Raw genomic sequence first — 20,431 nt, 5'->3', positions numbered from 1 at the left:
AAGGCCGAGTCGGCCCAGCTTGTGATACAGGAGGCGCCAACGTGACACGTCGCGGGCTGGATCGTTCGCACAGCTTGTCGCAGAGCAGTTCTGGTGGCGTACGCGCTTTCGGCCGCCGCCTTCGTCCGGTATTGCTGGTCGCGACCCTGGGCGTGCTGGCGGTCACCCTCAGCGGATGCAGCTGGCAGGACGCGCTGGCCCTGGGCTGGCCCAAAGGCATCACCCACGAGGGCCACGCCAACCGGCAGCTGTGGATCGGGGCGGTAATCGCCTCGTTCGTCGTCGGCGCCATCGTGTGGGGCCTGATCTTCTGGGCCGCCGCCTTCCACCGGAAGAAGAAGACCGACACCGACCTGCCCCGCCAGTTCGGCTACAACATGCCGCTGGAGCTGGTGCTGACCGTCACGCCGTTCCTGATCATCTCGGTGCTGTTCTACTTCACGGTCGTGGTGCAGGAGAAGATGCTGCATCTGGCCAAAGACCCGGAGGTGGTGATCGACATCACCTCCTTCCAGTGGAACTGGAAATTCGGCTACCAGCGGGTCGCATTCAAGGACGGGACGTTCAACTACGAAGGTGCCGACCAACCCCGCAAAGAGATGATCTCCAAGCCCGAGGGCAAGGACTCCCACGGTGAAGAACTCGTCGGCGCGGTGCACGGATTCAACCCACAGGACCGGCAGTATCTGCACTGGGACAAGATCGAGATCTTGGGCACCAGCACCGAGATTCCCGTCCTGGTCCTGCCCGCCCACAAGCGCATCGAGTTCCAGATGGCCTCGGCCGACGTCATCCACGCCTGGTGGGTGCCCGAGTTCCTGTTCAAGCGCGACGTGATGCCCAACCCGGCGGCCAACAACTCCGTCAACGTCTTCCAGGTCGAGGAGATCATCCGGACCGGCGCATTCGTCGGCCACTGCGCCGAGATGTGCGGCACCTACCACTCGATGATGAACTTCGAGGTCCGCGTGGTGGAGCCCAACGAGTTCGTCGCTTTCCTGCAGCAACGGATGGCGGGCAAGTCCAACGCCGAGGCCCTGCAGGCGATCCACCAGCCGCCGCTGGCGACCACCACTCATCCGTTCGAAACCCGCCGCGGCGAATTGGCCCCGAGCCCTAGAGGTTAGGACAACTCATGAAGATCGAAGCCCGGCTGTTCGCGATCATCTCCGGCTTCTTCGTACTGGTGACGCCGCTGTACGCGGTGCTGACGGCGCTGTACGCCACCGGCGGCGTCGAATGGGCGGGCACCACCGCACTGGCCCTGACCGCCGGCTTGGCGTTGATCGTGTTCACCTTCTTCAGGTTCGTCTCGCGGCGGCTCGACACCCGGCCCGAGGACTACGAGGGCGCCGAGATCAGCGACGGCGCAGGCGAATTGGGCTTCTTCAGCCCGCACAGCTGGTGGCCGATCATGATCGCCCTGTCCGGGTCGGTGACGGCCGTGGGTATGGCGCTGTGGCTGCCGTGGCTGATCGTCGCCGGCGTGGTGTTCATCCTGGCCTCGGTGGGCGGACTGGTCTTCGAGTACTACGTTGGGCCCGAGAAGCACTGATCGAATCCCGAAAGGTCACAATCAGGGCATCAGTTGATCCGCGGTCAGTTTGCCGCGGCGCCGGTGGCCCGACCGGTTGGGTAGGGTTTTCGAGGCACCATGAGAATTCACCGAGCGCGCGTGCCCGGGTGCAGCCGCGGAGTCACACGCGCCGGTCGGGCAGTTGGACAGGGTAGGCAGACATGAGCGGGCCGAATCCGCCGGGACGGGAACCTGAGGAACCCGACCCTGCCGCCGAGCCCTCCGAACCCGAATCCCTGGGCGAAGAGTTCGACGGTGACCTGGACGACGAGCTGAATCCGGTCGATGATCTCGACCACGCCGACGATTTCGACGACGGCGGCGGGCACGCCGATGCGACCGATGCCTACTCGCAGGCGTACTCGGCGCCGGAATCGGAGCTGTTCGTCAGCGGCCGGTACGTGCCCGCCGATCTGGCGCTCTACGACTACGACGGGTACGAGGACTTCGACGACGATCACGCCGCGCCGCGGTGGCCGTGGGTGGTCGGCGTCACCGCGATCCTGGCCGCGATCGCGCTGGTGGCCGCGGTGTCGGTGTTGGTAGCACGTACCGACACCAGCAAACTCGCCAGCCCGGGGGCCACGACCACCACGTCCTCGACGCCGCCGGTCCAGGATCAGATCACCACCACCAAACCGCCGCCGCCGTCCTCCGAGCCGCCGCCCACCTCGGTGCCGCCTCCGCCGCCCAGCGAAGTCCCCACCGCGACCGAGACGCAGACGGTCACCGTGACCCCTGCGCCGGCGCCCGCTCCGGTGCCGCCCGCGCCGACGTCAGCGCCGCCACCTGCCAGTTCCCCGGCGGCGGCACCGCCGCCGGTCACTACGACCACGCCCGCCGGGCCGCGCCAGGTCACCTACTCGGTGACCGGCACCAAGGCGCCGGGTGACATCATTTCGGTCACCTACGTCGACGCGTCCGGTCGACGCCGGACACAGCACAACGTGTACATACCGTGGTCGATGACCGTCACGCCGATCTCGCAGTCCGACGTGGGCTCGGTGGAAGCGTCCAGTCTCTTCCGCGTCAGCAAATTGAACTGCTCGATTATCACTAGCGATGGGACGGTATTGTCCTCGAACACCAACGACTCGCCTCAGACGAGCTGCTGATGGTAGGCCGATATTCCGCATACCGCCGGGGGCCCGACCCCGTGGTCAATCCTCAGGTCATCGATCGCATCATGATCGGTGCGTGCGCTGCCGTGTGGCTGATACTGGTCGGTGTCAGCGTGGCCGCCTTCGTGGCCCTGGCCGACCTGGGTCGCGGCTACCACAAGGCGTCGCACAGTCCCCACACCACCTGGGTGCTGTACGCCATCATCGTCGTCTCCGCGCTGATCATCGCCGCCGCCATCCCGGTGTTGCTGCGGGCCCGCAGGATGACGCAGGCCGAGCCGGTGGTGCGGTCCAGGGCCCTGCAGGGCGGCGGATCCGCCCGGCAGACCGGCCGACCCACGGGGCGTGCCACGCCCGCGCCGGCACCACGCGAATCGGTGAAAGCCTATGGGGCGCTTGACGAATGGTCCGGGGAGACGGTGGACCGGATCTGGCTGCGCGGGACGCTGGCGCTGACCAGCGTGATCGGTGCGGCGCTGGTCGGTGTCGGGTTGGCGACCTACCTGATGGCCGCGGGCCACGACGGGGGCGCGTGGGTGAGCTATGCGTTCGCCGGGCTGATCATCGCCGGCACACCGGCGGTCGAGTGGTATTACGTGCGGCAGCTACGGCGCGGCCCCGCGGCGCACTAGACCCGTGTCGTGTTGCCGCTGATGTCGTGCGCGAAATTGGCATGTCGTGTTCAGCGGCGGGGTACGGAAGTACCGGCCGGAATGCGAAACCCTCGTCCGACATGGACGGTCTTGATGCGCCAGCCAGTGGATGTCCGCGCGTAGGTCATCTCGGCGTCCATGTGGACGGTCCCGGGCCGGCCGTCGTAATCCGACGCGATCCACAGCTGCCACCGACCGGTGGCCGTGTCGGCGACGACGGTGATTATCGGGTTGAGGAACGTATGCATCGCACAGGACACACGGGCCGTGGCGGCGGGCAGTTCGGCGGCGATGGCCTCGGCGCCGACGGTGGTGCCGAAATCGTCGCTGCTCCAACATGCGTCGGCGGTAAAGACGTCGGCGATGGCGGCCAGATCGAGGGTCTTCGCTGGACGCCGTCTTCGACTTGCTCGAACACGGTTTGGGTCAACGGGATGGACCATCTGAGACCGCGGATGGCACCCGCCCGCTTGGCGGACCGACTCCTGCGCGCTCGGTGGCGTGTCTTAGTGGTGCTCCCCGTTAGGTGAGCCGTTGCCGTTCTCCTGGCGCTCGCGCAGCGCGGTGAGGGCACGGTGCTCGGCGGCATGGCTTGCCTCGCGCAGCGCCGCGTCCTCCGATGCCGGGTCGGCGAACAGGAAGCTGCCGCTGCCGGGGGAGCCGGCCGAGCCCAGCTTGTTCATCTTCTTGGGCAACGGGGCGCCCTGGTATTCCAGCGGGATGGGGTGGCCGTGGTCGTCGACGGGACCCAGCGGCTGGTGCAGTTCGATGTAGGCGCCGTGCGGCAGGCGCTTGATGATGCCGGTCTCCACACCGTGCTCGAGCACCGCGCGGTCGCTGCGCTGCAGCCCGACGGCCCACCGGTAGGTGATGAAGTAGACCAGCGGCGGCAGGACCACCATGCCGATGCGGCCGATCCAGGTGGTGGCGTTGAGCGAGATGTGGAACTTGAACGCGATGATGTCGTTCATCGCGGCCAGGGTCAGCACCATGTAGAAGCTGATCGCCATCGCGCCGATCGCGGTGCGCACCGGCACGTCACGCGGCCGCTGCAGCAGGTTGTGGTGGGCGTAGTCGCCGGTGAACCGCTTCTCCAGGAACGGATAGATGATCAGCAGGATGAAGACCAGTCCCATGATCAGGCCGACCCAGACCACGGCGGGAATGGTGTGGTGCCAGAAGTAGAACTCCCACGCCGGCCAGATACGGGCCAGGCCCTCGGTCCACATCATGTAGAAGTCGGGCTGCGAGCCGGCCGAGACCTGAGAGGGCTTGTAAGGGCCCAGGTTCCAGATCGGGTTGATCTGCAACAGCCCGCCCATCAGGCCGAGCACACCGACGATGCAGGCGAAGTAGGCACCGGACTTCACCGCGAAGCCCGGCATCACGCGCACGCCGACGACGTTGTGCTCGGTGCGGCCGGGGCCGGGGAACTGGGTGTGCTTCTGGAACCACACCAGCGCCATGTGCACGCCGATCAGCGCCAGGATGATGCCGGGGATCAGCAGGATGTGCAGCGCGTAGAGGCGCGGGATCAGGATGGTGCCGGGGAAGTCGCCGCCGAACAGCGCCCAGTGCAGCCAGGTCCCGATGATCGGCATGCCCAGGGTGATCGACGACAGGGCGGCGCGCAGGCCGATACCGGACAGCAGGTCGTCGGGCAGCGAGTAGCCGAAGTAGCCCTCGAACATCGACAGGATCAGCAGCAGCGACCCGATCACCCAGTTCGCCTCACGCGGGCGGCGGAACGCGCCGGTGAAGAAGATGCGCGCCAGGTGCACCATGATCGAGGCGGAGAACATCAGCGCGGCCCAGTGGTGGACCTGGCGCACGAACAGGCCGCCGCGCACCTCGAAGGAGATGTTGAGCGCCGTCTCGTAGGCCCGCGACATCTCCACCCCGCGCAGCGGTTGGTAGACGCCGTTGTAGGTGACCTCGGACATGGACGGGTCGAAGAACAGGGTCAGATACACACCGGTGAGCAGCAGCACGATGAAGCTGTACAGCGCGATCTCACCGAGCAGGAACGACCAGTGCGTCGGGAACACCTTGTTGAGCTGGCGACGCACCGCGGCCGACGGGTGATACCGGGTGTCGATGCCTTCGCCTTGAGCGGCCAGCACGTCACCGATCTTCGGGGGACTCAGTTTCGGACTCATGTTGTGGTGCGCTCCCAGAATGCCGGACCGACGGGCTCGATGAAGTTGCCGTTGGCAACGAGATACCCGTTCTTGTCGATTGTGATCGGCAGCTGCGCCAGCGCACGGGCCGCCGGACCGAAGATCGGCTTGGCGAAGTGCAGCGCGTCGAACTGCGACTGGTGGCAAGGGCACAAGATTCGGTAGGACTGCTGCTCGTACAGCGACGAGGGGCAACCCAGGTGCGAGCAGACTTTGGTGAAGGCGAAGAACTCGCCCCAGTTGAAGCTTTCCTGACCCTTGCGCTTGACCACGCGGTCCATGTCGCTGGGCTTGATGCGGATGAGCATCACCGGGTTACGGATACCCAGCGAGATCGCCGAGAGCTTCTCGTGGGATTCCACCGTGGTGCCGTCGCCGTCGGACTCCCGCCACGGGAAGACCGTCTCCATGCCGCCGGCGTCCATGTCCTCGGGACGCATCTTGACGTAGGGCGGTCCGTCGTGGGCACCGGTGGCCCGCGCCAGATAGATGGTCTCGCCCTTGAACCGCGGGGTCCATCCCGAGGTCCACAGCGTGGCTTGCATGCCTTCGGCGGTGGGGACGACCGGCTTCCACGGATTCTTGATCAGGCCACCGGCAAACGCGACCAGGGTGCCGAGGCCGAACGCGCCCAGCCCCAGTCCGAAGGACGCGCCGATCAGCTTGCGGCGCCCGATGGTGGAGCCTTCGTAGGCGTCGGTGAGGTTGGCCACCACCGTCTTGCGGTCGATCTCGCGGGAGGCGCCGTCGTGCCGGTCCTGGATCGTGATCTCTTCGGGGATAAAGCGTTTCTGGAAGAGCACCGCGCCGATCGCGATGGACAGCACCGACATCCCGAAGGTGAATCCGTACAGCGGGGTGGCCAGCGAGTAGAGCAGGCTGCCGTCGGCGCCCTTGGGCTTGTACTCCCACGGCCAGAACAGGAAAACCAGCAGCAACGCCAGGCCGAAGCCGCCGCCCAGCAAAAGCCAGGTGGCCACCGAGCGCGCGGCGCGCTTCTCGGCTTTGGTGCCCGGAACCGGCCAGCGCGGCTCCTTGTAGACGATCTCGACGCCGTCCATCTTGCTGCCCAGGTCCAGCAGTTCCTGGGTCGACATCTCGGCCAGCGCCGCGTCGTCTGGTTCCTTGTCGCCCGAGTGTGTGCCGGTGTCGGTGTCCGAACCGAGTTTCGCGTCAGATTCGCTCATGAGCGCGCCCCAATCCACAGTGCCAGCGAGATGGCGCCGACCATGCCGATGATCCACATCGCCATGCCCTCGGGTGCGGGTCCGAATCCGCCCAGGCCGTAGCCGCCCGGGGTGCGCTCCTCGGCGACGGTGCGCACGTAGGCGATGATGTCCTTCTTCGACTCCAACGAGAGCTGACGGTCGGAGAACTTCGGCATGTTCTGCGGGCCGGTCAGCATCGCGGTCAGGATCTGCTGCTCGTTGGCGGGACCGAGGTCGGGTGCAAACTTGCCGGAGGACAGCGCGCCGCCCTTGCCGGTGAAGTTGTGGCAGGAGGCGCAGTTCAACCGGAACAGGTCGCCGCCGCGGCCGAGGTCGGACCCGCGCAGCGACGCCATCTGCAGGCTGCCGTCGGGGTTGCGCAGCACGGTCGGGCCGCCGCCACCGTAGGCCTGCACGTAGGCGCCGATCGCGTCGATCTGGTGTTCGTCGAAGATCGGTTCCTTGCGCTGCGCCTGGGCTTCACCGCGCATGGCGGGCATCCGGCCGGTCGACACCTGGAAGTAGACGGCGGCGTCGCCGACACCGATCAGGCTGGGCCCGTGGTCCGGCACACCCTGCAGGTTGGCGCCGTGGCAGGACACGCAGGAGGTCTCGTAAAGCTGCTGGCCGCTTCGCAGTTGGGCCAGGCCCGACTCGTCGGCCACCGCCACCTGGGGGGTCGGGGTCAGCACCGCCGCCAACCCGCCGGCGATGGTCAGAGCGATCAGCAGCAGCAACGCACCCGACAGCCGACGGCGAAGGCGCCGCCGCGAGCGATCGTCGCGCCGCTTTTCCGGCTGGCCGGGCCGCCGGCCGGATCGGGTGAATCCCAGTCTCTTCAACTGAGCACTCCTGTTCTCGGGCCTGTTGGGAGGGGTGGGCTGAAACGGATTAGCGGATGAAATAGATCACCGTGAACAGCGCAATCCACACGATGTCGACGAAGTGCCAGTAGTACGACACGACGATGCTCGCGGTGGCCTGCGCCGGGGTGAACTTACTCATGGTGGTGCGCACCAGCAGGAAGATGAAGGCGATCAGACCGCCGGTGACGTGCAGTCCGTGGAACCCGGTCGCCAGGTAGAACACGCTGCCGTAGGCGCTGCCGGGAATGGTCGTGCCGTGGGTGGCCAGGTGGTAGTACTCGTAGGCCTGACCGAGGATGAAGAACAGGCCCATCAGGAACGTGATCACGTACCAGCGGCGCAGTCCGAAGACGTCGCCGCGTTCGGCCGCGAACACCCCCATCTGGCAGGTGAACGACGAGGCGATCAACACCAGCGTCACCGGCACGGCCTGGTACAGGTTCAGCTCCGTCGGCGGCGGCGGCCAGTTCCCGCCGGCCTGCGCTCGCGCCGTGAAGTAGAACGCGAACAGGCCAGCAAAGAACATGAGCTCGCTTGACAGCCACACTATGGTGCCAACACTGACCATGTTGGGGCGGTTCAGCGAATGGACTCGCGACGTAATCGCAGTACCCGAGGTCCCTACAGCACTCGTCACATCCGCAAGTATGACGCTTTGTAGTTGTCGAGCACTACCCGGGTCAGAAATTTCCGGTAAATCGTGTCGCGCATCATTTTCGGCCGCCTGGCCGGTGCGGCAGGTCGGCGTGGGACCATCGGCGCGTGGCTGCGTCATCGGAAGCTGTGTCGCGCGGGGATTCCCCGGGCGTGTCGCCGTCGTGGCCGCAGGTGCTGGGCTGCCTGACCGGCGGGCGCAACCTGACGCGCCGGCAGGCCGCGTGGGCCATGGACCAGATCATGGCTGGCCAGGCGCGGCCGGTCCAGATCGCCGCGTTCGCCGTGGCGCTGACGATGAAAGGCCCGACGGCCGACGAAGTCAGCGAACTGGCCGGGGTGATGCTGCACCACGCCCGCCCGATGCCCGCGCTGCCCGAGGACGCCGTGGACGTCGTCGGGACCGGTGGCGACGGCGTCAACACCGTCAACCTGTCGACCATGGCGTCGATCGTGGTGGCGGCCGCCGGGGTGCCGGTGGTCAAACACGGCAACCGCGCGGCCTCCTCGCTGTCCGGCGGTGCCGACACGCTGGAGGCGCTCGGCGTGCGCATCGACCTGGGTCCCGAACAGGTCGCGAGCAGTCTGCGCGAGATCGGGATCGGGTTTTGCTTCGCCCCGCAGTTCCATCCGTCATATCGGCACGCAGCGCAGGTGCGCCGCGATATGGGCGTGCCCACGGTGTTCAATCTGCTTGGGCCACTTACCAATCCGGCCCAACCGCGGGCCGGATTGATCGGCTGCGCCTTCGCCGAGCTCGCCGAGGTGATGGCGGGCGTGTTTGCTGCGCGCCGGTCCAGCGTGCTGGTGGTGCACGGCGACGACGGGCTCGACGAGCTGACCACCACCACCACGAGCACTATCTGGCGGGTACAGGCGGGCACCGTGGACAGGCTGAAGTTCGACCCCGCGGGCTTCGGGTTCGCCCGAGCCGACCTCGACGAATTGCGCGGCGGCGACGCCGAGACGAACGCCGCGGAGGTGCGCGCGGTGCTGGCCGGGGAGCACGGGCCGGTGCGCGACGCGGTGGTGCTCAACGCCGCGGGCGCGCTGGTGGCGCACGCCGGGTTATCCAGCCGCGCTGAGTGGTTGCCGGCGTGGGAGGACGGTTTGCGCCGGGCCGTCACCGCGATCGACAGCGGGGCGGCCGAACAGTTGCTCGCGCGTTGGGTGCGGTTCAGTCAGCAGGTGTGAGTCCAATTGCTCGGCAGCCAGTTTCGCCGAACGGGCCGCTGCCGCCCATCGGGCCCACGGGCCGGCCGACCGCAGCGGTGAGGCCCAGCCGGCGTCCTGCGCGCCGGTGACGCGGACGATCCGCACCCCCGGCGCGGCCAGCCAGCGGGCGATCAGCGCGGTCTCCTCGACCAGCGCACCACCGAGCGGGGCGGCGGACGGCAGGATCGTCTGGGCGCCGGCGGCGATGGCCTCGACCACGGGCATCGGCGGCACCCCGCGCCGCGCCACGCCGGCAGCGGCGAGTTGGCCGTGGCGGATGACGACGAGTTCGTACCCCTTATCCCCGTCTGGTGCTGCGGCGATCAGCTCGGGCAGCGCGGCCAGGGCGCGCAGCCGCTGACCGCGCCACAGCACCTCGACGGCGGTGCAGATGTGGTCGCGCAACCGTGCCGCGCTCTCGTAGTGGCGGCGCTCGGCCAGTGCCGAGACCTGGTCGACGGCCGCGGCCAGCGCGGTGTTGTCGGTGCCGTCGATCAGCGTTTCGACGCGCCGCGCCGCCGCGGCGTACTGCTCGGCCGTCGCGTCCCGGGCCGCCGGGCAGGGCGACACCTCGAGTTCGGGACAGGCCGGCCCGTGCCGGGCCGACCGCGCCAGCCGTTTGGTGCAGGTCCGCACGCCGGTGAAGCGGGCGAGCAGGGCAGCGGTGTCCGCGGCGTCCGTCCGGGACCGGAACGGGCCGATGGCACGGTCGTGGCGCGGGTTGCGCACCACCGAGAGCCGCGGGAACGCCTCGTCGGTGAGCACCACCCACCACCACCGGTGCGGAAACCGCGACCGGCGGTTGTAGGGCGGGGCGTGGGCGGCCAGCAACCGAAGTTCCCGCACTCCGGCCTCCAGCGGGTGTGCGCATTCGACGTGGTCGACCGCAGCGGCGAGGCTGACCATCTCTTTCATCCTGCCGCGCGGATCGGCGCCGGTGAAGTACTGGCTGACCCGCCGTCGCAGGTCGACCGCGGTGCCGATATAGAGCACCTCGCCCGACGGGCCACGGAACAGATAGACACCCGGCCGGCGCGGCAGCCCGTCGGCCAGCACCCGCTTGCGGCGCTGGGCGGGGGTCACGTCGGGCAGGTAGGACCGCAGGTCGGTATAGGTGTGGATGCCCTGGTTGCCCACCCGCTCGATCAGGGCATGCAGCACGTCGACGGTGGCGCGGGCGTCGTCGAGGGCACGGTGCGTCGGTTGCGTCGCCACCGCGAACAGCCGCGCCAACTCGGCCAGTCGCACGCTGGGCGCCTCCTCCCGGCTCAGCACCCGCCGGGCCAGCCGGACGGTGCACAGCACCTTCGGGCGCGGCCAGTGCAGCTGGCACCGCTCGGCCGCGGCGCGCAGGAAGCCGACGTCGAAGCCGGCGTTGTGGGCGACCAGCACCGCGTCGCCGGCGAACTCGAAGAACATCGGCAGGACCGCATCGATGGTGGGGGCGTCGCAGACCATCGCCGTGGTGATTCCGGTCAGTCGGACGATCTGGGGCGGGATGCTGCGCCCGGGGTCGACGAGGGTGGCGAATTCGCCCAGGACGGCGCCGCCGCGCACCTTGACCGCGCCGATCTCGGTGATGGCGTCCGGCGCGGCCGCGGTGTTGCCGACGGCGCGCCCGCCGGTGGTCTCCAGGTCGACCACGACGAACGTGGTCTCGCGCAGCGGGCGCTCCTGGGGCTGTTGCCATGCCTCGAGTCCGTCGCAGAGCCCGGTGAAGCTGAGCTGAGTCGCACCGGTCGCAGCACCCATGCCGGTGACGTTAGGCAGGCGCACCGACAACCGTCGGCTCCCGCGCCGGACGGCCCGCGCCCGCGGATCCGGAATTGTCCGATGGAGCCAGTTGTCGGTGCCCACCGCTAGCGTGCGGTGCAGCCTGACTTTGCGAGGGAAAGCCGACGGAGAGGACCGACTCAGATGGCACTCAACGGTGCAGCCGGAAGTGAGGGTGCTGCCGGGCCCAGGCCGGGGGAACCGGTGGTCATCGACTGCGACGATTGCGCGGTGCGTGGCTCCGGCTGCCGCGACTGCGTGGTCAGCGTCTTACTCGGCGTGCCCGAAACCCTTTCGTACGACGAGCAAGTCGCGTTGGAGGCGCTGGCCGAGGTGGGTTTGGCGCCGCGGTTACGGCTGGTGCCGATCCGCGGCGGCCGGGTGGTGTCGCCTAAAGGGGTCGCGTGATCGGGTCGTGTAGGGTCGTCGACGGCAAGATCCTTCAATCACATAGAAATGACAGAAATCTTCCCATTTTCTTAACGCCCCCCTTTGGACAAACGTCGATATCGTTTCGTAACCTGTTTGAGACCTAAACCAGCTCGGCGGATAAACGTCGATGGCAGTTTAAGGAAGCAATCTTGAGGCTCGACTGTAGGCATTCGATCGCGCGCGCAATCAAGCGGTCCGCCATCGGTTCGTTAGCGAGCTTCGTCGTGTTGTCCGGCATCACCGCGGGTATTGCGATGGCCGATCCCGCCCAGGACGCAGTGGCGAAGCTGAACGAGCTTTCCCGGCAGGCCGAGCAGACCACCGAAGCGATGCACAGCGCGCAGCTCGACTTGAACGAAAAGCTGGCCGCCCAGCGGGCCGCCGAGAGCAAACTGAACGAAGCCCAAACCGCCGTGCAGGCGTCGAAGGCCCGATTGGCCGCGCTGCAGAACACGGTCAACAAGGTCGCCGCCGCGGTCTACATGGGCGGCCGGACCAACGGTCTGGATGCCATCTTGACCGCGGAGTCGCCGCAGCTGCTGATCGACGGGCTGGCGGTGCAGCGGGTGATGGCGGGTCAGATGTCAGCGCAGATGGCCAGCTTCAAGGCCGCGAACGCAGAGGCCACCAAGGCTGAGCAGGCCGCCGCCAAGTCGGCCGCGGACGCCAAGGCCGCCGCCGAGCAAGCCGCGGCGGTGCGGGCCAACCTGCAACACAAGCAGAGTCAGCTGCAGGTGCAGATCGCCGTGGTCAAGTCGCAGTACGCGGCGCTGACACCGGACCAGCGCACCGCGCTGGCCCAGCCCGGCCCGGTTCCGCAAGGGGCTCCGGGCGCGCCGGGCGCTCCCGGTCCCGAGGCGTTGCCGCCGGGTGCGCCGCCCGCGCCGGAGGGCGCGCCGGCTCCCGAGGCTCCCGCTCCCGGTGGCGCCGGCGGGGTGACCGGAGCGCCGTTCACCGCACCCGAGGGTGGCAGCGGTGATCGCGCGATGGTGGTGCAAGCCGCGTTGACGCAGATCGGCTCGCCCTACGTGTGGGGCGGCGCCGCGCCCGGTGGCTTCGACTGCTCGGGATTGGTGATGTGGGCTTTCCAGCAGGCCGGCATCTCGCTGCCGCACTCCAGCCAGGCGCTGGCCCACGGTGGGCAGCCGGTGTCGCTCGGCGAGCTGCAGCCCGGAGACGTGCTGACCTTCTACTCCGACGCATCGCACGCCGGCATCTACGTCGGTGACGGAATGATGATCCATTCCTCCACCTACGGCCAGCCGGTTCGCGTGGTGCCGATGGACTCCTCCGGCCCGATCTACGACGCGCGCCGCTACTGACGGAATCCTCGCACCGTTGCCGTTCGGCGCGCCTGCTGTTGGCGTGTGCACTGATCGCTGAGTTGGCCACGGCATTCGCGATGTCGATCCATCCGGTGCCGTTGCGACACGCGGCAACTGACTCCGCAGCGGCCCGCGGCGCCCAGACCATGTCAGTCGCCGGTGACCGCGCCGTGCGATTGATCGGCCGGGGCGGACCGAGCACCGACCCGCTGCTGTCGCGGGTGGCCGCGGACATGCCCTCGGCGGTGAATGCCGTCGTCGGCTTCTGGGGAACCGACTGGTCGCCCGAGATCACCGTGGTGGCCACCGATTCCGGCGAACAGTTTCGCGCCGCGGCCGCCGACGACCCCGCCGCGCAGCGTGCCGACATCGCGGCCGTCACAGTCGCCCAGCGGGTCGATCCGGCGCGTCGCACAGTGGTCGGTGCCCGGATCGTGCTGGCGCCGGGCGCGGCCGCAATGAGTGCCGGTGCGTTGCGAATTGTGTTGACACACGAGCTGTTTCACTATGCCGCCCGCGCGGACACCGCGCTGGACGCCCCACGCTGGCTGACCGAGGGGGTGGCCGACTTCGTCGCGCGGCCGCACATCGGGGTGCCTGCCGCGGCGCTGCCCGCGCTGCAATCGCTACCCGCCGACGCCGAGTTGGACACCGGTGAGCCGGAGCTGTCGTTGGCATACGACCGGGCCTGGTGGTTCGCGCGGTTTGTCGCGGATGCCTACGGCGCCGCGAAATTGCGCGAACTCTACCTGGCCGCCTGCGGCGTACGGCACGCCGATTTGCCCACCGCGGTCCGCGACGTGCTGGGCATCGACACGGCCGGCCTGCTGACCCACTGGCAGCGGTGGGCCGCCGAGCCGGCACGCTAACGTAGCCGGGTGAGCCGGGTCCTGCTGGTAACCAACGACTTTCCCCCGCGCCGCGGCGGCATCCAGTCCTACCTGGGGGAATTCGTCGGCCGGCTGGTCGAGTCGGGAGCACACACCGTCACCGTGTATGCGCCGAAGTGGAAGGGCGACAACGCTTTCGACGGATCCGCCGGCTACCGGGTGGTGCGCCATCCCAGCACGCTGATGTTGCCCGTCCCGTCGGTCGACACCAGGATGCGCCGACTGATCGAAGAGCACCACATCGACACGGTCTGGTTCGGGGCCGCCGCGCCACTGGCGCTGTTGGCGCCGCGGGCCCGCCAAGCCGGCGCCACCAGGGTGCTGGCCAGTACCCACGGGCACGAAGTGGGGTGGTCGATGCTTCCGGTGGCGCGATCGGTGCTGCGCCGCATCGGTGACGCAACCGACGTGGTGACATTCGTGAGCCGCTACACCCGGTCCCGGTTCGCCCCCGCCTTCGGGCCGGGCGCGTCGCTGGAGTACCTGCCGCCCGGCGTGGACAGCGACCGGTTCCGGCCCGACCCTGCCGCCCGCGCCGAACTGCGCAGCCGGTACCGGATCGGTCAGCGGCCGACGGTGGTATGCGTGTCGCGACTTGTCCCGCGCAAGGGGCAGGACATGCTGATCAAGGCGCTGCCGTCGATTCGGCGCCGGGTCCGGGACGCCGCGCTGGTGATCGTCGGAGGCGGCCCCTACCTCGAGACATTGCGCAGGCTGGCGCGCGACAGCGGCGTCGCCGAGCATGTGACGTTCACCGGCGGTGTGCCAGCCGAGGAGCTGCCCGCCCATCATGCGATGGCCGACGTGTTCGCGATGCCGTGCCGCACCCGCGGCGCCGGGATGGACGTCGAAGGCCTCGGGATCGTGTTCCTGGAGGCATCGGCCACCGGTGTTCCGGTGATCGCCGGCGACTCCGGCGGGGCTCCGGAAGCCGTGCAGCACAACAAAACTGGCCTGGTGGTAGATGGCAATTCGGTGGCTCAGGTCGCCGATGCGGTCGCCGGGTTGCTGACCGATCCGGACCGGGCGGCGGCGATGGGCGCGGCCGGCCGGGACTGGGTGATGACGCAGTGGCGCTGGGACACGTTGGCGGCCCGGCTCGCCGAACTGCTGCGCGGCGAGGCGGCTGGTCAGTCCTTCTGGTAGATCGCCTCGATCTCGGAGGCGAACTTCTCGGCCACCACGTTGCGCTTCACCTTCATGGTGGGTGTCAGCTCACCGGACTCCTCGGTGAAGTCGACGGGCAGAATCCGGAACTTGCGGATTGCCTCGGCGTGGGACACCTGCAGGTTGGCTTGCTTGATGGCCGCCTCGACCTCGGCGACCAGATCGGGGTCGGTGGCCAACTCACCCACCGTGGCACCGACGGCTTTATGGTGATGGCTCTTCCAACTGTCGAATGCCTCGGGGTCGATGGTGATCAAGGCGCCGATGAACGGTTTGTTGTCCCCAACCACCATCGCCTGGCTGATCAGCGCGTGCGCCCGCAACTGGTCCTCGAGTACCGCCGGTGCCACGTTCTTGCCGCCGGCGGTGACGATGAGTTCCTTCTTGCGGCCCACGATGCTGACGAAGCCGTCCTCGTCGACCGAGCCCAGATCGCCGGTGTGGAACCAGCCGTCGCTGAACGCTTCTTCGGTGGCCTGCTCGTTGTGCCAGTAACCGCCGAACACCACGCCGCCGCGTACCAGCACCTCTTTGTCTTCGGCGAGCTTGAGGCTGTTGCCGGGCACCAGCTTTCCCACCGTCCCGATCTTGAGGCCGTTGATCTGGTTGACGGTGATCGCGGCGCTGGTCTCGGTCAGGCCGTAGCCCTCGTAGATGGTCAGTCCGACACCGCGGTAGAAGTGGCCTAACCGGGCGCCGAGCGGCGCGCCGCCGGACACCGCGGCGCGGCATTCGCCGCCCAGTGCCGTGCGCAGCTTGTGGTAGACGAGCCGGTCGAACAGGGCGTGCTTGGCGCGCAGCACCGGACCCGGTTTGCCCTCGTCCAGGGCGCGACTCCAGTCGACCGCGGCTTTCGCCGCAGCCTTGAAGATCGGGCCTTTGCCATCGTTGAAGGCGTTCTGTTCTGCGGTGTTGTACACCTTCTCGAACACACGCGGAACCGACACCACCACAGTCGGTTTGAATACCGCGAACATCGGCAGCAGGTTCTTGATGTCGCTGGTGAACCCGACAGTGACTTTGCTGGTGAACGCCGACAAGGTCAGTGCCCGGGCCAGAACGTGGGCCAGGGGCAAGAACACCAGCAACTTCTGCCCCTCGCAGAGCAGCGTCGGCAGGCATTCCCGGGTGCCGCGGATCTCGTGCAGCAGGTTGGAATGGGTGAGCTGGCAACCCTTGGGGCGTCCGGTGGTGCCCGAGGTGTAGATCAGCGTCGCGGGGTGATCGCACCGCAACGCCTCCTGGCGGGCGGTGAGTTCGCCCGGATCGACCGATTCGCCGGCCTCCACCAGCACGTCGATCGCCTTGGGTCCCGAGCCGTCGATGTGCAGCACCCGGCGCAGCGCGGGTAGTTCGCCGGTGAGTTGGGTGACGATGGCCGCGTGCGCGTCGGTCTCTGCGAAGGCCAGCACCGCCTCGGAGTTCTGCAGCACCCACCGCACCTGCTCGGCGGAGGAGGTTTCATAGATCGGCACGATGACCCCACCGATGGCAAGGACGGCCAGATCCAGGATCGCCCACTCGTAGCGGGTCGCCGAGAAAATGGACACCCGGTCGCCTGCCTGCACGCCGAGCCCGATCAAACCCAGTGCCACGGAACGGATTTGGGCCGCGGCCTCGGCACAGGTGACGTCGGTCCAGGCGCTGTCTACCTGACGTTGATAGATCACGTAGTCGGGATCGTCGCGTTCGTGTTCGAATACCACGGCGGCGACGTTGTCGTGCTCGTCGACGGTGAAGCGGGCCGGGACACTGTACTGACGCACTTCTTACCTCGCTTGACATCGGGTGGCACCTATTGCTGTCACCCAGCCTAGTGGGCCATTGTCGCAGCGTGGCCGAGGTCGACCAAGGCCGGTCACGGGGGATCATCCGATCGCCGAGCGGGGGATGGGGGCACGCCGAGAGCGCGGTATGTGAAGCTGAGGCGGTGAACAGTATCCAGATCGCCGACGAAACGTACGTCGCCGCCGACGGCGCCCTGGTCGGTGCCGCGATTGCGGACGAATCGAAGTGGCGCCGCTGGTGGCCCGACCTGCGGCTGCAGGTCACCGAAGACCGGGCCGAAAAGGGCATCCGGTGGTCGGTCGCCGGCGCCCTGACCGGAACCATGGAGGTGTGGCTGGAACCGTCGCTGGACGGGGTGATACTGCACTATTTCCTGCACGCCGAGCCGACCGGCGTTTCGGCCGCGGAGTTGGCCAAGCTGAACCTGGCGAAGATGACGCACCGCCGCCGGGTGGCGGGTAAGAAAATGGCGTTCGAGGTGAAGACGACGCTGGAACAGTCACGTCCGGTGGGGGTATCTCCGGTAGTTTAACCGGGTCAATATCGAGCGTTGGAGAGTACCGTTTCTGCCGGGAGACCCGGGGCACTCCCGCGAATGAACGGGGTCGACCCGGGTACGGGGAAAGGGAAGTAGCCAGGTGGCGGACAAGACGGAGCAGACAATCCACATCGACGCGGATCCGGCTGAGGTGATGAAGGCGATCGCCGACCTCGAGTCCTACCCGGAATGGATCAACGAGTACAAAGAGGTCGAAGTTCTCGAGGCCGACGCCGACGGCTACGCCAAGAAGGCGCGCATGTTGATGGACGCGACCATTTTCCGCGACACCTTGATCATGAATTACCAGTGGCCGGCTGACCGCAAATCGCTGAGCTGGAGCCTGGAATCCAGTTCGCTGCTCAAGTCGCTGGAAGGCACATATATCTTGGCGCCCAAGGGTTCTGGCACCGATGTCACCTATCAGCTGTCGGTCGACCTGGCCGTCCCGATGATCGGGATGCTCAAGCGTAAGGCCGAGCGCAGGATCATCGACGGCGCGCTGAAGGATCTGAAGAAACGAGTCGAGGGCTGAGCGATTCCGCCGCGCCCGCCCCGGCCCGGATCAGTCTTTTCGTCGGTAAGGGCGGGGTGGGAAAATCCACCCTGGCATCGGCTACCGCGGTAGCTGATGCCAGCGCTGGTCAGCGCGTGCTCGTCGTGTCGACCGACCAGGCGCACTCGCTCGGCGACGTGTTGGGCGTTCCCGTCCCGCCCACCGGTAGCGGTGAAACGGTGCGGGTGCTCACCGATCTGGAGACCGGAGGCGAGCAGGGCAGCGGCGGATTCCTCGACGCCCTGGCGCTGGACACACTGGCGTTGCTGGAGCACAGGTGGCGTGAAGTCGTCGACGCCCTCGACGCGCAATTTCCCGACTCCGAGTTGAGCAGCATTGCCCCCGAAGAACTCTCGGCGCTGCCCGGCATCCAGGAAGTGCTCGGCTTGCACGCCGTCGGCGAACTCGCCGCCTCCGGGCGGTGGGACCGGGTGGTGGTCGACTGCGCTTCGACCGCCGACGCGCTGCGCATGTTGACCCTGCCCGCGACGTTCGGGCTCTACGTCGAACGCGCGTGGCCACGGCACCGCAGGCTGACCGACGACGGCCGCTCCGGCGCGCTGGTCAACCTGCTGGAACGCATCAGCGTCAGCGTCGACGAGCTCAATTCGCTGCTGGCCGACGGTGATTCGGTCAGTGCGCACCTGGTGCTGACCCCTGAGCGGGTGGTCGCCGCCGAGGCCGCCCGGACCTTGGGTTCGCTGGCGCTGATGGGGGTGCGGGTGGAGGAACTGCTCGTCAATCAGGTCCTGGTCCGGGACGAGACATATGAATACACCAGCCTGCCCGACCATCCCGCGTTCTACTGGTACGCCGAACGCATCTCCGAGCAACGCGCGGTCCTGGACGAACTCGACGCCACCATCGGCGACGTGGCCCTGGTCCTGGTGCCGCACCAGCCCGGCGAGCCGATCGGACCCAAAGCGCTCGGCGGGCTGCTGGACGGTGCTCGTCGTCGCCGCGGCGGGGACCCACCCGGGCCGCTGCGCCCCGCCGTCGACCTGGAATCGGGGTCGGGACTGGAATCGGTGTACCGACTGCGGCTAGCGTTGCCGCAACTCGATCCCGGATCGCTGACATTGGGACGATCGGACGACGACTTGATCATCAGCGCAGGTGGCGTGCGGCGCCGGGTTCGGTTGGCCTCGGTGCTGCGGCGGTGTACGGTGCTGGACGCACAGCTGCGGGGCAGTGAGCTGACAGTGCGTTTCAGACCAGATCCGGAGGTATGGCCGAAGTGAGTAGGTCTCATACTGACGTCGGATCCGAACTGCGCCGGCTGGCGCAGGCCATTCTGGACGGGATCGACCCGAAAGTGCGGGCAGCCGCCCTGCTGGCCTCCAGCGGTGGAACCGGCAAGTGCCAGCAGGTGTGGTGTCCGGTGTGCGCGCTGGCCGCGGTGGTGACCGGCGAACAGCATCCGTTGGTGACGGTCATCGCCAGCCACAGCGTCGCGCTGCTGGAAGTGGTCCGCGCCATCGTCGACGATATCGGCGACGCCGCCGCCTCGCCGGCGCCGGACGACGACCCGCCGGGCGGCGGTGCGGACACCGAATCCACCACGGTGAAAACCAACGGCAACGGCGGTGCCAAGACGCGCTACCAGGCCATCCCGGTGACGCTGCAGGAATGACCCACCGGTTGCGAGGTGGTCCCACACATGCTCGGTGGGTACAGTTGGCGCAGACACCGTCCGGTGCGGGGTGAGAGGGAGGGCCATGTGGTACTACCTTTTTAAGTACGTACTCCTCGGTCCCTTGCTGTCCGTGATCGGTCGCCCCAAAGTCGAAGGGCTGGAACACGTTCCGAGTTCGGGGCCGGTGATCCTGGCCAGTAACCACCTGGCGGTGATGGACAGCTTCTTCCTGCCGCTGGTGGTGCGGCGTCGAATCACCTTCCTGGCCAAGTCCGAATATTTCACCGGCACCGGCCTCAAGGGCTGGTTCAACCGCTGGTTCTACACCGCCGTCGGGCAGGTGCCCATCGACCGCACCGACTCCGAGGCAGCGCAGGCCGCGCTGGAAACCGCCAAGCAGGTGCTGGCCCAGGGCAAGCTGCTCGGCATGTACCCCGAGGGCACCCGCTCACCCGACGGCCGGCTGTACAAGGGCAAGACCGGGCTGGCCCGGCTCGCCCTGCAGACCGGAGTTCCGGTTATCCCGGTCGCGATGATCGGTACCAACGTCGTCAACCCGCCCGGCACCTCGATGCTGCGGTTCGGCCGCGTCACCGTCCGGTTCGGCAAGCCGATGGACTTCTCCCGGTTCGACGGGCTGGCCGGCAACCACTTCATCGAGCGTGCCGTCATCGACGAGGTGATGTACGAGCTGATGGGCCTCTCCGAGCAGGAGTACGTCGACATCTACGCCGCCAGCGTCAAGGACGGCAGCGCCGCCGACGAGGACGCGGACGGTTCCGAGTCGACGTCGTCAGATGCCGCGCGAATCCCCGAGACGCAAGCCGGTTAGCGGCCCGATAAGCCGGAGGTG

20 protein-coding genes and 1 pseudogene are annotated in these 20,431 nt (G+C 67.8%); 14 read left to right on the top strand and 7 right to left on the bottom strand.

What is annotated here, in order from left to right; translation table 11 throughout:
* Positions 1-41 precede the first annotated feature (41 nt).
* From MKCMC460_RS17650 to MKCMC460_RS17635, 4 genes are all read left to right on the top strand, one after another.
* Positions 42-1,127 (top strand): cytochrome c oxidase subunit II, encoded by a 1,086-nt coding sequence (locus tag MKCMC460_RS17650; RefSeq protein ID WP_370652863.1) that lies wholly within the window; start codon positions 42-44, stop codon positions 1,125-1,127.
* A gap of 8 nt (positions 1,128-1,135) precedes the next feature.
* Positions 1,136-1,555, top strand: coding sequence for a cytochrome c oxidase subunit 4 (locus MKCMC460_RS17645; protein WP_236982847.1), 420 nt, complete (start codon positions 1,136-1,138; stop codon positions 1,553-1,555).
* A gap of 182 nt (positions 1,556-1,737) precedes the next feature.
* Complete coding sequence (locus MKCMC460_RS17640) at positions 1,738-2,691, top strand: MmpS family transport accessory protein (RefSeq protein WP_236982848.1); 954 nt, start codon at positions 1,738-1,740, stop codon at positions 2,689-2,691.
* On the top strand, positions 2,691-3,329 hold the full coding sequence (locus MKCMC460_RS17635; RefSeq protein ID WP_236982849.1) for a DUF2561 family protein: 639 nt from the start codon (positions 2,691-2,693) through the stop codon (positions 3,327-3,329). The genes MKCMC460_RS17640 and MKCMC460_RS17635 overlap by 1 nt, the downstream gene beginning before the upstream one ends.
* A gap of 50 nt (positions 3,330-3,379) precedes the next feature.
* Here MKCMC460_RS17635 and MKCMC460_RS17630 read toward each other — a convergent pair whose 3' ends face one another.
* The 5 genes from MKCMC460_RS17630 to MKCMC460_RS17610 form a co-directional block, all read right to left on the bottom strand.
* Positions 3,380-3,793 (bottom strand): nuclear transport factor 2 family protein, encoded by a 414-nt coding sequence (locus tag MKCMC460_RS17630; RefSeq protein WP_236982850.1) that lies wholly within the window; start codon positions 3,791-3,793, stop codon positions 3,380-3,382.
* 63 nt (positions 3,794-3,856) lie between these two features.
* The gene (locus MKCMC460_RS17625) at positions 3,857-5,509 is read right to left on the bottom strand and encodes a cytochrome bc complex cytochrome b subunit (protein WP_238304634.1); all 1,653 of its coding nucleotides are present in this window, start codon (positions 5,507-5,509) and stop codon (positions 3,857-3,859) included.
* Positions 5,506-6,717 (bottom strand): ubiquinol-cytochrome c reductase iron-sulfur subunit, encoded by a 1,212-nt coding sequence (locus MKCMC460_RS17620; RefSeq protein ID WP_238304632.1) that lies wholly within the window; start codon positions 6,715-6,717, stop codon positions 5,506-5,508. Before MKCMC460_RS17620 ends, MKCMC460_RS17625 begins: the two co-directional genes overlap by 4 nt.
* Positions 6,714-7,580, bottom strand: a complete 867-nt coding sequence (locus tag MKCMC460_RS17615) for a cytochrome c (protein WP_370652862.1) — start codon at positions 7,578-7,580, stop codon at positions 6,714-6,716. The genes MKCMC460_RS17620 and MKCMC460_RS17615 overlap by 4 nt, the downstream gene beginning before the upstream one ends.
* 49 nt (positions 7,581-7,629) lie before the next feature.
* Positions 7,630-8,241 (bottom strand): heme-copper oxidase subunit III, encoded by a 612-nt coding sequence (locus MKCMC460_RS17610; RefSeq protein ID WP_238304630.1) that lies wholly within the window; start codon positions 8,239-8,241, stop codon positions 7,630-7,632.
* A gap of 125 nt (positions 8,242-8,366) precedes the next feature.
* On the opposite strand from MKCMC460_RS17610, the gene trpD reads away from it, so the two are divergent.
* Positions 8,367-9,452 (top strand): anthranilate phosphoribosyltransferase, encoded by a 1,086-nt coding sequence (trpD, locus tag MKCMC460_RS17605; protein WP_236982852.1) that lies wholly within the window; start codon positions 8,367-8,369, stop codon positions 9,450-9,452.
* Here trpD and MKCMC460_RS17600 read toward each other — a convergent pair.
* Positions 9,390-11,225 (bottom strand): annotated as a pseudogene (locus MKCMC460_RS17600) (DEDD exonuclease domain-containing protein); the annotation flags it as partial. The gene trpD and the pseudogene MKCMC460_RS17600 overlap by 63 nt on opposite strands.
* A gap of 165 nt (positions 11,226-11,390) precedes the next feature.
* Here MKCMC460_RS17600 and MKCMC460_RS17595 point away from each other — a divergent pair.
* From MKCMC460_RS17595 to pimB, 4 genes are all read left to right on the top strand, one after another.
* Entirely contained in the window at positions 11,391-11,654 is a 264-nt protein-coding gene (locus tag MKCMC460_RS17595) for a hypothetical protein (RefSeq protein ID WP_236982854.1), read from the top strand.
* 173 nt (positions 11,655-11,827) lie between these two features.
* On the top strand, positions 11,828-13,000 hold the full coding sequence (gene ripC / locus MKCMC460_RS17590; protein WP_236982856.1) for a peptidoglycan hydrolase RipC: 1,173 nt from the start codon (positions 11,828-11,830) through the stop codon (positions 12,998-13,000).
* 80 nt (positions 13,001-13,080) lie between these two features.
* Positions 13,081-13,872: a hypothetical protein gene (locus tag MKCMC460_RS17585; RefSeq protein ID WP_370653186.1), complete on the top strand. Its 792-nt coding sequence runs from the start codon at positions 13,081-13,083 to the stop codon at positions 13,870-13,872.
* Positions 13,873-13,881: 9 nt separating this feature from the next.
* On the top strand, positions 13,882-15,039 hold the full coding sequence (gene pimB, locus MKCMC460_RS17580; protein WP_236982864.1) for a GDP-mannose-dependent alpha-(1-6)-phosphatidylinositol monomannoside mannosyltransferase: 1,158 nt from the start codon (positions 13,882-13,884) through the stop codon (positions 15,037-15,039).
* Here pimB and MKCMC460_RS17575 read toward each other — a convergent pair.
* Entirely contained in the window at positions 15,024-16,826 is a 1,803-nt protein-coding gene (locus MKCMC460_RS17575; RefSeq protein WP_236982866.1) for a long-chain fatty acid--CoA ligase, read from the bottom strand. The genes pimB and MKCMC460_RS17575 overlap by 16 nt on opposite strands.
* 164 nt (positions 16,827-16,990) lie before the next feature.
* Here MKCMC460_RS17575 and MKCMC460_RS17570 point away from each other — a divergent pair, with 164 nt between their 5' ends.
* The 5 genes from MKCMC460_RS17570 (at position 16,991) to MKCMC460_RS17550 (ending at position 20,410) form a co-directional block, all read left to right on the top strand.
* A complete protein-coding gene (locus MKCMC460_RS17570) occupies positions 16,991-17,380 on the top strand; it encodes a polyketide cyclase / dehydrase and lipid transport (RefSeq protein WP_236982868.1) in 390 nt (129 codons plus the stop codon).
* Between the two features lie 106 nt (positions 17,381-17,486).
* Positions 17,487-17,921, top strand: a complete 435-nt coding sequence (locus tag MKCMC460_RS17565) for an SRPBCC family protein (RefSeq protein WP_236982870.1) — start codon at positions 17,487-17,489, stop codon at positions 17,919-17,921.
* Positions 17,918-19,183: an ArsA family ATPase gene (locus MKCMC460_RS17560; RefSeq protein WP_236984039.1), complete on the top strand. Its 1,266-nt coding sequence runs from the start codon at positions 17,918-17,920 to the stop codon at positions 19,181-19,183. Before MKCMC460_RS17565 ends, MKCMC460_RS17560 begins: the two co-directional genes overlap by 4 nt.
* Entirely contained in the window at positions 19,180-19,575 is a 396-nt protein-coding gene (locus tag MKCMC460_RS17555) for a hypothetical protein (RefSeq protein ID WP_236982872.1), read from the top strand. Before MKCMC460_RS17560 ends, MKCMC460_RS17555 begins: the two co-directional genes overlap by 4 nt.
* Before the next feature lie 85 nt (positions 19,576-19,660).
* Positions 19,661-20,410 (top strand): 1-acyl-sn-glycerol-3-phosphate acyltransferase, encoded by a 750-nt coding sequence (locus MKCMC460_RS17550; RefSeq protein ID WP_238304629.1) that lies wholly within the window; start codon positions 19,661-19,663, stop codon positions 20,408-20,410.
* The last annotated feature ends 21 nt before the right edge of the window (positions 20,411-20,431 follow it).

The sequence above is a fragment of the Mycobacterium sp. 20KCMC460 genome, from assembly GCF_022179425.1.
Lineage (GTDB): Bacteria > Actinomycetota > Actinomycetes > Mycobacteriales > Mycobacteriaceae > Mycobacterium > Mycobacterium kiyosense.
The sequence above is the reverse complement of the archived record's forward strand: the minus strand, read 5'-3'. Positions and strand labels throughout refer to the sequence as shown.